Here is a 14,514-nt window from a genome sequence, read left to right as displayed (position 1 = left end):
ATGGGCACGTGGCGTGAGCTGAAGCGGCGGTGGCGCCGGGTGCCGTTGCTCCAGCAGTTCACCGCGGCGGACTGCGGCCCCACGTGCCTGGCCATGGTGCTGGCGTACCACGGCGCCCCGGCGCGGCCGGCGGAGGTGCGCGAGGCGGTGGGGGCGGGGCGCGGAGGCGCGCACGCGCTGGCGCTGGTGGAGGCAGCGAAGCGCTTCGGCCTGGATGCGCGGGGCGTGAGCCTGGGCATGGACGAGGTTCCCGTGCTGGACCGCGGCTCCATCCTCCACTGGGAGTTCAACCACTACGTCGTCTTCGACGGGCTGTGGCGGGGTGGGGTGGACGTGGTGGATCCGGCCCTGGGACGGCGGCGGCTGTCCTGGGACGAGTTCCGCGACGCCTTCACCGGCGTGGCCCTGCTGTTCGAGCCCACGTCCGCGCTCCGGGGAGGCCACACGCGGCCGGCCCTGCTGCGCCGCCTGCCAGCCCTGCTGCGCGGGCACGCAGGCAACTGGACGCGCATCTTCGCGGTGTCGCTGGTGCTGCAGGTGCTGTCCCTGGTGCTGCCCTTCCTCATGGGCATGGGGGTGGACCGGGTGGTGCCACGGCAGGACACGAGCCTGCTGGCGGCGCTGGGAGTGGGCGTGGGGCTGGTGCTGGTGTGCCACGTCCTGGCCACGTCGCTGCGCTCGGCCCTGCTGGTGCGGCTGCGCGTGGAGCTGGACGTGGGCATGGCGGGCCAGCTGGTGCGGCACCTGCTGTCACTGCCGTATGCCTTCCTCCAGCAGCGCTCGTCGGGCGACCTGATGATGCGCATCAACAGCCTGGCCATCATCCGCGAGGCGTTGGGCGCGGCCACGCTGGCGGTGATGCTGGACGGGCTGCTCATCCTCTCCTCGGTGGGGATGCTGGCGGGCCTGAGCCGGCCGCTGCTCCTGGCGGTGGGGGCCGTGGCGGCGGCGCAGGTGCTGGTGCTGCTCTTGACGCGGCGGCGGCGCGAGGAGTTGCTGGCCAGCGAGATGCACGCGCAGGCGAAGTCCCAGGACTTCACGGTGGAGATGCTGTCCGGCCTGGAGGTCCTGAAGTCCTCCGGCGCGCAGGGACAGGCGGTGGGGCACTGGGAGGAGCTCTACACGCGGCAGCTCAATGCCTCCTCGCGCAAGCGCTACTACCAGGGCGTGGTGGAAGCGCTGGCGGCGGGACTCCAGGTGGGCGCGCCCTCGGTGTTGTTGGGCACGGGGCTGTGGCAGGTGCTGCGCGGCGAGCTGACGCTGGGGGCGATGCTGACGGCCCAGGCGTTGGCGCTGGGCGCGCTGGCCCCCCTGGCCTCCCTGGTCGCGGTGGGCGGGCAGGTGCAGCTCGCTAGCGGCTACCTGGAGCGCATCGACGACCTGCTGGAGACGGCCCCGGAGCAGGACGCACGAAAGGTGCGGCCCGCGCCGAAGCTGGCGGGTGGCATCACCGTGGAGGGCGTCCGTTTCCGCTACGGCGCGCTGGAGTCACCGTCCCTGCAGGACGTGTCGCTGAGGATTGCACCGGGGCAATGGGCGGCCATTGTCGGCCCCTCCGGCGGAGGCAAGTCCACGTTGGCGCGCGTGCTCCTGGGTTTATACCGGCCGGAGGCGGGGCGGGTGCTCTTCGACGGGATGGACCTGACGGAGCTGGAGAGCGACTCGGTGCGCCAGCAACTGGGCATCGTGGTGCAGGACACGCGGCTGTTCAACGCGTCGGTGCGCAGCAACATCGCCTTCGCGGATCCGTCCATCCCGCTGGCGGCCGTGGTGGACGCGGCGACGCGCGCGGGCATCCACGAGGACATCCTCGCGCTGCCGCTGGGCTACGACACGCCCCTGGGAGATCAGGGGGCCAGCTTGTCCGGAGGGCAGCGTCAGCGGTTGGCCCTGGCGCGCGCGCTGGTGCGTCGACCCTCGGTGCTGTTGTTGGACGAAGCGACGAGCGCGCTGGACGCCGTCACCGAGCGGCGCGTGCAGCAGGCGCTGCAATCCCTCTCATGCACCCGCGTCACCATCGCCCACCGGCTGAGCACCGTGGTGGGCGCGGACATCCTCTTCGTCATGGAGAAGGGCCGCATCGTGGAGCAGGGCACGCACGCGGAGTTGCTCGCTCGAGGCGGGGCCTACTCGCGGCTCGTGGCGGCCCAACTCGAGCTGCCCTCACGCTCCCGGGCCCGCGCGGGATAGCGGAGGATAGAAGCAACCTCCCCACGCGGGTCCCATGCAGGACTGACCTGGATGAGCCCCGATAGGACGACGGCAAACGAGGAGACGCGAAGTCCCGCTTTGTCATTGGCATGAAGCGCCTGGAGTCGTGGAACGACCTGATTGGTCAGGAACGGCTTCGACAGCCTGAAACTGAATGGGTTGTGGGGAGGGCAGGGCCGTGGCGCAGGGGGATTGGCGCCGTGGCGGGGTCACTCCCAACACCGTGCGCGCCCTCTATCCATGGACACTCCTCCATGCCAGAGTCCGCCAGTCTTATCGCAGGAGCACGCATATGTTCCGCCAACTTGGCACCACCTGCTTCCTTGCCGCCGCGCTCGCCACGAGCGCGTGCAAGTCGAAGACCCAGGACCCCGCGTCGGCTCCCACGCCGCCCGCGTCCCCTCCGGCGCAAGCAAGCCCCGCCACTGCTCCGCCTCCGGTCAGCGATGACACGCTTTCCTTTGCCCAGTCCGAGGGCGACACGTGCAAGTGGGTGCGTTTCGAAGGCCGGCGCAACACCCGCCGGACCCTCTTCACCTTCCCGGGGGGCTGTGATCTCGCACAGTTCTCCTGGAGCCTCGATGGCCGCAAGGGGACCGTCCTCCAGTCCTTCAAGGATCAGCGCGTCCCACGTGCCTGGCTGGTGGATCTCGTCGCCGGACAGGGCACTCCGCTGCCGCTGCCCGGCGTGGGGCGTACCGACGAACTCGGGTTCGACCCGGAGGGTCGGCCTGTCGCGCTCGTCGCTCACTATGACAGCCCTCCCATGAAGCCTCCCGAGCGCGCTGAAAAAGAGGGCCAGCGCGTCCTGGTTTTCGAAGGCGCGCAATACCCCGTCGACTCAGAGGGGGAGTCCGGTCTGGCACACGCCTATCGCCTCTCCGGGGACAAGTGGACGCGCGTGGAGACGCGGGTGGCGGAGTATGGCTCGGACCTCTCCGAGGGGACGCACGTGCTCGAGCTCGCCCGAAAGCTCGGCCCCAGCACGAAGCGCGCATCGAATGATGACCTGCGTCCGGAAGCCGTCTCCGACGAGGAGCAAACGGCCCTGGATGCCTCCGCGGAAATGGACCTCATCGGGCCCCGTGGCGAGGACCTCCTGGGGGAGAGCAACTGGGTTCGTAGCAACCTCTCGGGAGGGGCCATCTACTACCGGGCGGAGCCGGTCGAAGTCGCGAATGCGTCCTCGCCGCTGCGCTGGAATGCAGGCGGCAAGTTCGTTGAACCCGAGAAGCTCACGCTGCCCGGCGGCACCGACCTCTCGCTGATGTCCCGCGGTGGCGTGCTGCTGGTCACTGCCGGCAAGACCGTGCGTCTCTATGACGTGAATCAGAGAAAACTCCTCGGCTCACTAGATGGAGTGTCCCTGACATCCTTCTGGCCCCGCGCGGAGAAGCCCGGCACGCAACGCCTGAAGCTTGATGACTCGCGGGTGGCTCTCGACTTCATTGAGAAGTCTGGCATGGCGCTGGCGGCAACCGGTGAGTCCTGTTCCCAGTTGAAGGAGGCCGGGACGCTCGGTGCGCTCGTGAAGAAGGCTCGCGTTGACTACAGGGAATGGTTCGTCCAGTGCGACACGCACGACGGGCCCCAGACCTGGTCCTGTCAGGCGCGATTCATGACGCCAGGGGATGAAGAGAATCCGGATGGGCCGGCCATGCGGCTGGAGTACCGGGTCCAGGATGCCACGCAATCCATCCTGCCTGAATCACTCGTCTGCCAATTGGCGGGTTGAGCAGGACTTCAGGAGTTTATTTGCCTGTGTGTGTTTGATATTCACAGGGCGTGAGTTCAGAATAGGCTTGTCCAGACGTGCCGTGACACTCCTTTCCCAGAGGGACTCATGCCACAGAAGCAAGCCTTGAATTCGCCCTTCGCGCCGTTCGTGCCAGCCGAGGAGGACCCTCGGGATTTCCTCCGATTGGGTAGTCAGGGCTTGCAGGTGAGTGCCCTGCAATCGCGGCTGAAGACGCTTCACCCAGAGGTTGGCGAGGTGGACGGTCACTTCGGACCGAAGACCTTCGCGGCGGTGACAGCGTTTCAACGGAGCAGGGGACTGGTTCCCGATGGGGTGGTGGGGCCCAAGACGGCGGGAGCGCTCGGGCTCCACCTCTCTTCTCCCCGCACCCCATCGGCGCCGGTGGCCAACAAGGCCTCCGCGAACGACGCGGAGGCGTTGGTCGAGAAGTTCTCATCGAGGTGGTCCACGGACGAGAAGGGGCTCGCCCAGGCGCTTTACAACCGGGGGGCTGACGCGCACTTCGTCATCGCCGCGTTCCGGCTGCTCGACGCGGAATACACCTCGGACTCCGACGACGTGGCGTTGCAGTACGTCGCGCTTGTCAGGTCCCGCCAGGGCCCGGCCCTCGAGATGCTGAAGAAGGAGCGCGCGCTCCGGAACCTGCTGATCGACTGTCTCGCAGCCGGTGTCGTCTTCCCGGACGAGGACGCGCAAATCCAATTTCTGCGAGGGCTCGCCGGGCCCACCCCTGTCCCATCGGGGGGATCCCAACCCCACCCAGGCATCGAAATCATGGTGCAGGCCGCGCTGGCGCAGAAGGGGAAGAAGTACGTGTATGGCGCGGAGGTGGCGGCCACGAACCGCGATGCCAAGGCCTTTGACTGCTCCGAGCTCGTGGAGTGGGCCGCGGCGCAGGCGGGCGCCAAAATGCCAGACGGTTCGCAGAACCAGCGGGCACACTGCCGCGAGAAGAAAACCATCATCCCCGTGGAGGAGGCCATCCGGACACGTGGAGCGTTGCTCTTCACGAAAGGACATGTGGCCATCAGCCTCGGGAACGGGATGACGATCGAGGCCGCCAACAAGGAGAAAGGTGTCTGCAGCCAGAAGGCCACGGACCGAGGTTGGGTGGAGGCGGGGCTCGTCCCCGATTTCTACAAGGGAGGCGTGTCGAGCAGGACGCCCCAGCGGGTCTCCTCGGCGCAAGCCGTCTCCACGCCAAAGACGGCGCCGGCATCCAACAAGGTGGCATCCGCCGCGACAGGTGACGGAACCTCGGGCAACGTCATCAACGGCTACGTCCTCTACCCGAACGAAGTGCGCGGCGAAGGCACCATCGCCTGGCGCAACAACAATCCGGGAAACATCCGCAATGGCTCCTTCGCGAATGCGCATGGTGCATTCAAGGGAAAGCACAACCGCCATTTCGCCATCTTTCCGAACCACGCCACGGGCTTCGCCGCGCTCATCGAGCTGCTCAAGACCCAGCAATATCAGACGCTCTCCGTGACGGCGGCGATGAAGCGCTACGCGCCCGCCTCCGATGACAACGATCCGGTGGCCTACGCCCGCACGTTGTCGAAGAAGACCGGAGTCGATGTGAACAGGCTCCTCTCGAGCCTGAGCAGCGCGGAGTTACAGAAGTTCGCGGCGGCCATCCAGCAGGTGGAGGGTTGGAAGGCCGGGGTTGTCTACTCCCGGAGGGATCCGAGACTCGCCGGGCTGGGGATCCAGTCCGCGGACGTCAGCGCGCCGTCCGTCGCGGCGACCACGCCCGCATCCCAGGGAACGAAGCAGACCTCCTCCATCCAGGCCGCCGTCAGGGGCTCATCTTCTCCCGCGTTGAAGCTCCCCGCGACGGCCCATCAGGAAACGCTCCGGAAGCTGGGACAGCAGGCCCGGGAGCGGATGAACAAGAAGAACCTGGGGCTCTGTGCCAAGGGCGTCTGCGAGATGCTGAGTGCGGTGGGTTATAGCTACGGTTTGGACCGCCCCTATGTCTCGAGTGGCATCGTCGGCAAGGTCTATGATTACGGCACCGGCCAGTGGATCGCCGCCTCGACCAAAGGCTATTACGTGTCGAAGCACAGTCACCTGGACAAGAAGACGGAGTTGGTCACGGACGACTCCCATGTGAAGTGTGCGGCTGCCTCGGACAGCGCCAAGTTCATGAAGCACACCTTGGAGTTGCTGAAGTTCATTGAGTGCACGGCGCTCCTCCGGGGCCACGGCAGTCTGGGGGCACCTCCCCAGCAGAGCGTCGAGACGCTCCGCTCACTCCCCGAAGGAGCCATCGTCGTCTTCGGTCCAGCGCTGTCTCGCAGCGTGTTGAAGCAAGCAGACAAGTCGTACAAGCAGGGAGGCACCGGACACGCGGGGCATGTCGGGGTGTTGCTGCGCGAGGGTAACGAGGTGCTGGTGGTGGCGGATGGGCTGTTGACCAGCAATGGAAGCAAGTACACGGTCGAGATGTGCCTTTCCAGCTATGCCTGGGCTGTTGGCTTTGTTCCGACAACGGCACCGTTCAAGGCATCCTCGAAGGACCGTGTGCAACCCGTCGTCTGAGCGCGCGGTGTGGGAATGGCCCGGCTCGGGGTAGCACGCGAGCGGGCCGTCCTGGGACACACCTCAGTTGGAGCGCAAGCTTAGGGGGCTGTTGGGCGCCAGCGCGACACCGGCGAAAAGGCCGCTTGACAGCATCACTTTCACGCGGGGAGGGTGCGTGCCCGGCGCCCCCTCCCGTCCCTGGCGCCCCTCGCCTGAAAGGTCCCGCGTGTCCGCCTTCTCCGCCGCCCACCTCGCCACCCTGGGGTTGCTGTTGCTCGCCGCGCCCCCGGCCCGCGCCCAGGCGACCGAGCCCGAAAAGGCCCCGGAGCCCCCCATCGTCCAGCTCTCCGAGGAGGGCTACACCTTCTCCACCGCCGACAAGGCCTTCGTGCTGAAGATCCGCGGACAGGTCCAGGGGGACGGCCGCTTCTACGTGGCGGACTCGGACCGGAGCGGCACCAATACGTTCCTCATCCGGCGCCTGCGTCCCTTCCTGGACGGGACGCTGTTCGGCTTCGTGGACTTCCGGCTCATGCCGGACTTCGGCGTCAATCAGCCACTCATCCAGGATGCGTATATCGACCTGCGCCCCGTCGAGTGGCTCCGCCTGCGCGCCGGCCGCTTCAAGACGCCCTTCGGGCTGGAGTTGCTCCAGGCCAACACGGACGTCCCCTTCATCGAACGCTCGCTCACCTTCGACCTGGTCCCCATCCGCGACGCGGGCCTGCAGCTGCACGGCGACATCGCCGGAGGGCGCCTCGCGTATGCGTTCGCGGTGGTCAACGGCGATCCCGACGGTGCCAGCATCGACGTCAACACCGACGACAGCTTCGACATGGTGGCCCGCGTCTTCGCCCAGCCCTTCAAGGGCGATACGGACTCCGCGCTCCAGGGCCTGGGCCTGGGCGTCGCCGTCTCCCGGGGCCTCCAGTTCGGCACGCCCTCCACCAACACCTCCACGACCGCCCTGGTGCCGCAGCGCAGCACCGGCCAGGAGATCATCTTCAGCTTCCTGAACAACGGGACCACCGGACCGACCGTCGTCGCGGACGGAGAGCACGTGCGTCTGTCGCCCCAGGGCTACTTCTACTGGGGCCCGGTGGGGCTCCTGGCGGAGTACGTCCTGTCGTCACAAGAGGTGAGCATCGGTGACCAGCGCGCGCGCCTGCGCCACCACGCGTGGCAGGCGTATGCGTCGTATGTGCTGGGCGGGGACGCGTCCTTCACGGGCCCCAAGCCCCACCAGCCCTTCAACCCCAAGACAGGCAAGGGCGGCGCGCTGGAGATCTCCGCGCGCTATCAGGGCCTGGACATGGACGACGAAGCGTTCCCCATCTTCGCGGACCCCACGCGCTCCGTGAGCCAGGCCCGGGGCTTCGGCGTCGCCACCCTCTTCGCCTTCAACCGGCGCGTGCGCGTCGCGTTGAACTATCACCACACGACCTACGTGGGCGGGGCGGTGGAAGGCGACCGGGAAGCCGAGAACGTCGTGATGTCCCGGTTCCAGGTCGCGTTCTGAACTCAGGGTTCGCTCTGAGGCTGCAGCGTCCAGGTGAAGACGGCGTCCGCGTAGGGGAACGTCCCGGACAGCTCGCCATTGGGCTTCGCGAGCGGCGGTGAACCCGTGTCCGTCAAGAGGATGTTCCCGGGGGCATCCTTCTCCGGACCCCGGCAGTCCGGGCCGCCGCCGACGGCGATATCCACGATGCGTCCATCACCAATCGCTGACGTGTACGAGCGCGACGCATGCGACAGCCAGTCCTGGGTGTCGGGATCCGGCGACTTCAACTCGTTGAAGGGGTTCATCAACATCACCCCTCCATTCGCGACCAGCGCGTACTTCGTGGGCCCGTGCGTGTACCGGCAGCCTCCGAAGTTGTAGTCGACGTCGAGCGTGAAATCGCCGCTGACCGGCATGATCATGAAGGCTCCCAGCCGCTTCGTGTGCGGGAGGTTCAGATGTTCGTAGTCCGCGGTCGCGAAGGCTCCCAGCACCTGGTACTCCAGGTTCGAGTCGAGGATTTTTCCCCGGCCGGACCAGCCCGCCCCCGTCAGGACCGCCTTCGAGGTGCCCTTGTACTTCCAGCAGCCCAGGTTGCTGCGCTTGAGGTAGGGCGTCTTCGCTGCCTTCAGGCTCCCGCCGCCATTGGGTGCGAACTTCGCGTTGCTGGTGATGATGATCAGGTCCTGGGCCCGCTGCGACTTCATGTCACGGCAGAGGCCCACGTACTCGTAATCGCTCCAGTCCTCCTCGTGCCACGTCCCGCTCGCGTCGTTCCAGAGCGCGAGCACCTTCACCGGATCCTTCGAGTCGGTGATGTTCTTGAACCACCCGTTGTGGAAGATCAGGGAGCGCGTGTTCGGGTCACTGAACGTGAAGTGCTCGTAGTGGTTGGACAGGTTCTTCAGCTCGTCGTGGAGCTCTTCCTTGTGCTCGGGCGCGCCGGCCAGGTCGCCCTTGATCGCGTGGGGCTTCACCTTCTCCGTGAGCTGGTCCCACTTCGCGAAGGACTCCGCCTTGGCGTCGATGGGCGCCTGGTTCCAGAGCACCTTCGCGAAATCCGGCCAGGTCTTCTCCAGCTTGCCAGGGACGGAGGAGTCCACCGCGGTGAGGCTGGAGGTCTCCGTGGTCAGCTTCTCCAGCGCCGCCACCACGACGTTCGGGCCGTGCTTCTTCGCCAGGAATTGGAAGAACAGGTAGGCGCCGTAGTCCCGTGCCGCCAGCGGGCCCGCCGCCGGCGACTTGCAGTGGCCCGGGGAGCGGTCCTCCAGGGACAGGTCCGGGGAGCTCATGAAGCAGTCGGCGTAGTCGTGCTCGAGCTGTGGCTGCTGTTGGCCATACACCTGGTCGATGGCCCAGTTCGCGGTCGCATCGCGGATCCACCCGTAGCTGCCCTGCGGGCCCTTCGTCTTGTAGGACCACTGGATGGCGTGCATCAGCTCGTGGGTCGCCGCACCCTTGAGCTCGTCATCGCCAAGCCCATCCCACAGCAGGATGTAGGTGGCGGCCTGCGTGTTGTCCAAGCCTTCCGGGAGGGTCAATCCCCGGCCGTTCATGTTGCGGGACAAGTAGAGGTCGAGCTGGGGGCTTCCTCCGTTGCAGACAGCGATGGACCCGTCGGTGAGTGGCTCCTTGAGCCCCAGCGCCATCAGCTTCGGCCAGATCTCATTCTCTATCGCCTTGTCGAGGAGGTCGGCCTGCTCGCGTTGACCCGCGATGGCGAACTCGAACCAGACCTTCACCTTCGCGTGGGACTTCGAAAGGGAGTACCAGCCGTCGGAGTGGGGCTTGCAGGAGGGTCGCTTCATGCTGCTCAGCCGGGCGTCGGGCAGGGGCGTGTTGAGCCAGCTCCCCGGGTCAGCCGGGCGCAGCAGGTACATCCCGAGCGCGTCTTGCATCGGCGCGGAGAGGTCGTCGAAGCGCGCGTGAAGCTCCTCGAGCGGGGTGACGTCGAAGGCCGGCTCGACGCGGGCCTTGTACTGGAGGGGCAGCCGGGGATCGCTGAACGCGGCGTACACCCGGTAGGCCAGCAGCTCTTCGTCGTTGATGAGGCCTGCCTCATGCGCGGACGCCAGGACCTCGTCGCTGGACGGACGGGACGCGTCGTCCGGCATCACGATCACCGTCAGGGTCGTGCTCACCGAGCCCACCTTGGCCGTGATGACCGTGCCGCCCGGCGCCACGCCTGTCACCCGGCCGCCGGCCACCGTGGCGTACGCGGGCAGCTGGGAGGACCAGGTCACCTGGAAGTTCTGGAGCGCGTGGCCGCTGTCGTCGAGCGCCTGGGCGGCCAGGGTCAGCGATTCGCCCACCAGGAGCGTCGCCCCGTTCGGCGAGAGGGTGAGCGCCGCGACCTTGTCGCTGTCGTCGTCCTCCCCAGGCTTCGGATCGGGTTCGGTGGAACCGCAGGCGAGGACGAACGTGAGCAGGCACAACGCGAGCCGGCGGGCTCCATGAAACACAGGCATTTCCAGGCCTCGAAGTGTCGAGCCGCGGGGTGCGGACTACAACAAGTCTTTATCGCCATGGATCCAGGCGAAGTTTCTTCAGGGCATGGATTGACGTCTGTTGTTGCCTGGGAGGCCACAGTTGCCTGTCAGGCAACAACGGGCGTTGCGGGGTTGGCGGTTGCGGCACGCTCGTCGTCCACATCCGCAGCGGCTCCGCGGAGGGCCTAACAGGAGGTGCGGATGTCGTAGATGCTCGAAATCTGCCCCCAGTGGATCCAGTCCCCGCAGTCGCACCCGCGCTCGCCAATGACCCAGTTGTTGGCGTCGTAGTAGGTCCTGACGCTGGTCGGGCTGGTGGCGCAGTCCGGGAGCGGCGCCTCCTGCGAGGTCAGGTTCGGCTCCTCCTCCCGCTCCATGGGACCGCCACAGCCCACAGCCATCGCCAGCAGACCGCCAATCAGGAACGTGCGCATGCGTCCTCCGTGAGGGTTGCCGCGCAATCATACTCAGATGCGTCTGTCTTTGGAATGCTCGGCGTCTGATTCTGGTGTCGCTGTCGAGGAGTGTGTCTGGTTGTAAAAAATTGCAGGGGGCGTGGACAGTTCCTCGGCGAGCGCCGCCAGCACGCGGGCGCCGGTCCGGTCCGTGAAGCGCTCCCGGGCAAAGCGCAGGGCCTCGGTGGCCAGCCGTTGTCGCTCCTCGGGGTCGTCCAGGATGGAGCGCAGGGTGCGCCGCCACTCCTCCACGTCCCCCATCTCGACGAACCAGCCATTCGCTCCGTGGCGGATGTAGTCCTCGGTCCCGATGCACCGCGTGGCCACCACGGGAACGCCCAGCGCCATGGCCTGGATCAAGGTCATCTGTCCGCTCGCCGTCTCCCGGTTGTTGACGGGGATGGCCACCAGCTCCGCCTCCGCGATGATCCGCAGATAGTCCTGCTGGGGGATGCTGGTGAGGACCTTGACGTTCGGAGGCACGGGCCCGGGCGGGAGCGCATGGGGGTGCGCGACGATGACGAGCTGCAGGGACAGGCCTTCGACGGCCCGCAGGAGGGTGCCGTAGTCGCGGCCCGACGAGCCCAGCGCGGCGATGTAGCGCGGCGCCAGCGCGAAGTCCTCACGCGCTCCGCGGAAGTCCTCCGCCTTCAGCTCCGCGCCGGTCAGGTGCGTGAACTGGAAGCGGGACTTCGGCAGGGCGAAGACGCGCGCATAGACCGAGCGCTCGTGCCGCGTGTAGACGAGGCATCGGTCCACGCCCCGGTACGCGAGCCGCGACAGCCACTTGCGGAGCCCCCGGTACTCATGGCCGCAGTTGAAGTACCAGATGACGTGCGGGGTGCGCACGAAGGTCAGCAGGTTCACGAGCCCCACGGTGAAACCCACCTGTGGGAAGGCCGTGACGATGAGATCCTGGGGATGCCGGGCCAGCTCCCGCCGGGCCTTCAGCGCCAGGCGGAAGAACTGCCACCACTTCTTCCAGGGCGTGCGCTTCCGGGTCGAGTCGACAGCCTCCTCCAGGCCCACGTAGGAGCACTCGAAGCGCTCTGGCGGGAGGAACGCGCCCAGCCACCGCCGGTCCTCGCGGAGAAACCAGGCAACGAAGAGGACCCGCACCTTCGTCGGGTCCTTCGTGCCGTCCTGGAAGTGATTCATTCGGTACGCCCCGGGCTGGATTTCACCGGAGGCGAGAGCACGAACCGCGCCGCCGCCACGAGCACGAAGCCGGGGCGCGAGCGTGTCTCGGCTGTCTCAAGTTGAGATGAAAAGCGTCTCGAAAACGGAAGCGCGGACGTCAGGTCCCCTTGTGCTGCCACCCCTTGAGCTTCGCGTAGAGCGAGCTGCGGGAGATGCCCAGCTTCGTCGCCGCGCGCTCCACGTGGCCGCCCTCGCGCGCCAGCACGCGCTCGATGTGGCGGTGCTCCAGCTCCTCCAGCGTGAGGTCCTCGCCCAGCGGCTCCTCCGTAGGGAGCAGGGACTCGAAGCGCAGGGCGCTGCGCGACAGTCGCGACGTGCCGGACAGGAGCACCGCGCGCTCCAGCACGTTGCGCAGCTCGCGGATGTTGCCCGGCCAGCTGTAGGCCATGAGGGCTCGCTCCGCGTCGGGCTCCAGCTCCACCTGGCCGCGGCCGCGGTGCGCGCCCATCTCCGCCAGGAAGTGGCTCGCGAGCACCGGCACGTCCTCCGCGCGCTCACGCAGTGGCGGCACGTGGAGGATGAGCGTGCTGATGCGGAAGTACAGGTCGCTTCGGAAGCGCTTCTCACGCGCGGCCAGCTGAAGGTCCTGGTGCGTGGCGGCCACGAGCCTCACGTCCACGCGCCGGTCCTTCACTTCGCCCAGGCGCCGGAAGCGCTTCTCCTCCAGCACCTTGAGCAGCTTGGGCTGGACGGCCACGTCCATGTCGCCCACTTCATCCAGGAACAGCGTGCCCCGGTCCGCCACCTCCAGCAGGCCCGGCTTCGCGGCCACCGCGCTGGTGAAGGCGCCCTTTTCGTGGCCGAACAACTCCGAGTCCAGCAGGTCCTTGGACAGCGCCGCGCAGTTCAGGTCCACGAAGGGGGACTCCTGGCGCGGCCCGCCTTCATGCAGCCAGCGCGCGAGCACGCTCTTGCCGCTGCCCGTCTCGCCCGTGACGAGCACCGGGCTGTCGCTCTCGCGCACGCGCTCCGCCTGGTCGCGCAGCGCGCGGATGGCGAGGCTGTTGCCCAGGAAGGGGTCCACCTGCGTGCGCACCGCGCGCGAGCGGTCCGCCAGGAGCCGCTGCCGCTCGCGGCGCTGGGCCACGAGCCGCTCCAGCACCACCTTGAGCACCGCCAGCTCCAGCGGCTTGGTGAGGAATTGTTCGGCGCCTTCCTTCACGGCCTGCACCGCCAATTCAATGGAGCCGTGCCCGGTCAGCACCACCAGGGGCACCGCCGCGTCCATCTCCTTGAGCCGGGGCAACAACTCCAGTGCCGTGCCGTCCGGCAGGCGGTAATCGATGACGGCCACGTCGGGCCGGTGTGAGCGGAAGCCCTCCTGGGCCTCGGCGACGCTGGTGGCTTCATCCACGTCGAAGCCATGCTGGGTGAGGTATCCCTTCATACCCAGACGGACGCCGGGCTCGTCGTCCACGAGCAGGATGCGGGTGCGGGTCATGACACCTGTGACTGCGGAGTTGGGCCGGTGTGAACGGCGGGGAAAAGGGCGGGCAGCAGGATGGTCACCTCCGCGCCTCCCTGGGGGTGATTGGACAGGCGAATGCGCCCCTGGTGCTCCTCCAGGATGCGCTGGACGATGGACAGACCCAACCCGGTCCCTCCTCGACGCTTGCTGAAGAAGGGCTCGAAGACGTGGGGCAGGTCCTCGCTCTTGAAGCCGGGCCCGAGCATCGTGCCCAGCTCCGGCAGCACCTCCGAGACATGGCGGCCCAGGTGCGCCTCCACCAGCAGGCCGTTCATCGCGGCGAGCGCGGCGTTGACGTGCACGTAGCGCAGGTCGCGGTCGTAGAACGCGAAGCCCACCGGTGTGATGTCCATCACCGCGTCGCGCAGCGCCCGCGCGTCATCCGCCTTGTCGAGCAGCCGGGCGCAGTCACGCTCACTCCGGGCCACCGCGCGAAGAGCGGCCACCGCGCCCGCCACCGCCAGTCCGAAGGCGCTCGCCACCAGCAGGGCGATGCGGACACCCGCTGACTGGCTTTCGCTCCAGGCCGCGACCAGGCCCATGAGCGCCGCACAGGCGGTGGCGATGGCGGCGATCCGGAGCGGTGTGGACGTCGAAGGGAGCGTGGACATGGCGTACGGCGAACGCGCATCAGTCTACGATTTCCTGCATCCTGAATACATTGTTTGCGTTGCTTCCTGGAACCGTCCAACGCAGACGTTGGACGAAGGTCCAGGACGGGGTGCAAGCCATTCTCTTCAAGTGAACAGGAATGGACTGCCGGTATGTCAGTGTTGTGGAGGGCCACGAGGCGGGCGGGCGCTCTCCCGCCGTGCCGTACGGGCCCTGAAGCATCCCCTCATCTGAATCAGATAAGTCCGAAGGCCTCTCGGAAGACAGCGTGCTCGCGGACGAGTTGCCCG

General features: G+C 67.4%; 9 protein-coding genes. 4 read left to right on the top strand and 5 right to left on the bottom strand.

Annotated features, from left to right (window positions below):
* From GTZ93_RS40945 to GTZ93_RS40930, 4 genes are all read left to right on the top strand, one after another.
* Entirely contained in the window at positions 1-2,190 is a 2,190-nt protein-coding gene (locus GTZ93_RS40945) for a peptidase domain-containing ABC transporter (RefSeq protein WP_161663348.1), read from the top strand.
* Positions 2,191-2,503: 313 nt separating this feature from the next.
* The gene (locus GTZ93_RS40940; protein ID WP_139923689.1) at positions 2,504-3,946 is read left to right on the top strand and encodes a hypothetical protein; all 1,443 of its coding nucleotides are present in this window, start codon (positions 2,504-2,506) and stop codon (positions 3,944-3,946) included.
* A 108-nt stretch (positions 3,947-4,054) separates the two neighbouring features.
* Positions 4,055-6,517, top strand: a complete 2,463-nt coding sequence (locus GTZ93_RS40935; protein ID WP_161663347.1) for a peptidoglycan-binding protein — start codon at positions 4,055-4,057, stop codon at positions 6,515-6,517.
* A 208-nt stretch (positions 6,518-6,725) separates the two neighbouring features.
* Positions 6,726-8,018 carry an OprO/OprP family phosphate-selective porin gene (locus GTZ93_RS40930; RefSeq protein ID WP_161663346.1) on the top strand — a complete coding sequence of 431 codons (1,293 nt, stop codon included), beginning with the start codon at positions 6,726-6,728 and terminating at the stop codon, positions 8,016-8,018.
* 2 nt (positions 8,019-8,020) lie between these two features.
* On the opposite strand, the gene GTZ93_RS40925 is transcribed toward GTZ93_RS40930, so the two are convergent.
* From GTZ93_RS40925 to GTZ93_RS40905, 5 genes are all read right to left on the bottom strand, one after another.
* Complete coding sequence (locus GTZ93_RS40925) at positions 8,021-10,468, bottom strand: Ig-like domain-containing protein (RefSeq protein ID WP_139922929.1); 2,448 nt, start codon at positions 10,466-10,468, stop codon at positions 8,021-8,023.
* Between the two features lie 206 nt (positions 10,469-10,674).
* On the bottom strand, positions 10,675-10,923 hold the full coding sequence (locus GTZ93_RS40920) for a hypothetical protein (RefSeq protein WP_139922928.1): 249 nt from the start codon (positions 10,921-10,923) through the stop codon (positions 10,675-10,677).
* A gap of 33 nt (positions 10,924-10,956) precedes the next feature.
* Positions 10,957-12,102 (bottom strand): glycosyltransferase family 4 protein, encoded by a 1,146-nt coding sequence (locus GTZ93_RS40915; protein WP_139922926.1) that lies wholly within the window; start codon positions 12,100-12,102, stop codon positions 10,957-10,959.
* Between the two features lie 139 nt (positions 12,103-12,241).
* On the bottom strand, positions 12,242-13,585 hold the full coding sequence (locus GTZ93_RS40910) for a sigma-54-dependent transcriptional regulator (protein ID WP_139922924.1): 1,344 nt from the start codon (positions 13,583-13,585) through the stop codon (positions 12,242-12,244).
* Positions 13,582-14,223, bottom strand: a complete 642-nt coding sequence (locus tag GTZ93_RS40905) for an ATP-binding protein (protein ID WP_139922922.1) — start codon at positions 14,221-14,223, stop codon at positions 13,582-13,584. The genes GTZ93_RS40910 and GTZ93_RS40905 overlap by 4 nt, the downstream gene beginning before the upstream one ends.
* Positions 14,224-14,514 lie beyond the last annotated feature (291 nt).

This window comes from Corallococcus exiguus, assembly GCF_009909105.1.
GTDB classification, from domain to species: Bacteria; Myxococcota; Myxococcia; order Myxococcales; family Myxococcaceae; genus Corallococcus; species Corallococcus exiguus.
Note: the sequence above shows the minus strand (reverse complement) of the source record. Positions and strands in the feature narration are given on the sequence as shown.

Coding starts and splice junctions, on each gene's coding strand:
- GTZ93_RS40915 (WP_139922926.1), bottom strand. CDS start 12,102: ATGAATCACTTCCAGGACGGCACGAAGGACCCGACGAAGGTGCGGGTC.
- GTZ93_RS40945 (WP_161663348.1), top strand. CDS start 1: ATGGGCACGTGGCGTGAGCTGAAGCGGCGGTGGCGCCGGGTGCCGTTG.
- GTZ93_RS40920 (WP_139922928.1), bottom strand. CDS start 10,923: ATGCGCACGTTCCTGATTGGCGGTCTGCTGGCGATGGCTGTGGGCTGT.
- GTZ93_RS40910 (WP_139922924.1), bottom strand. CDS start 13,585: ATGACCCGCACCCGCATCCTGCTCGTGGACGACGAGCCCGGCGTCCGT.
- GTZ93_RS40925 (WP_139922929.1), bottom strand. CDS start 10,468: ATGCCTGTGTTTCATGGAGCCCGCCGGCTCGCGTTGTGCCTGCTCACG.
- GTZ93_RS40905 (WP_139922922.1), bottom strand. CDS start 14,223: ATGTCCACGCTCCCTTCGACGTCCACACCGCTCCGGATCGCCGCCATC.
- GTZ93_RS40940 (WP_139923689.1), top strand. CDS start 2,504: ATGTTCCGCCAACTTGGCACCACCTGCTTCCTTGCCGCCGCGCTCGCC.
- GTZ93_RS40935 (WP_161663347.1), top strand. CDS start 4,055: ATGCCACAGAAGCAAGCCTTGAATTCGCCCTTCGCGCCGTTCGTGCCA.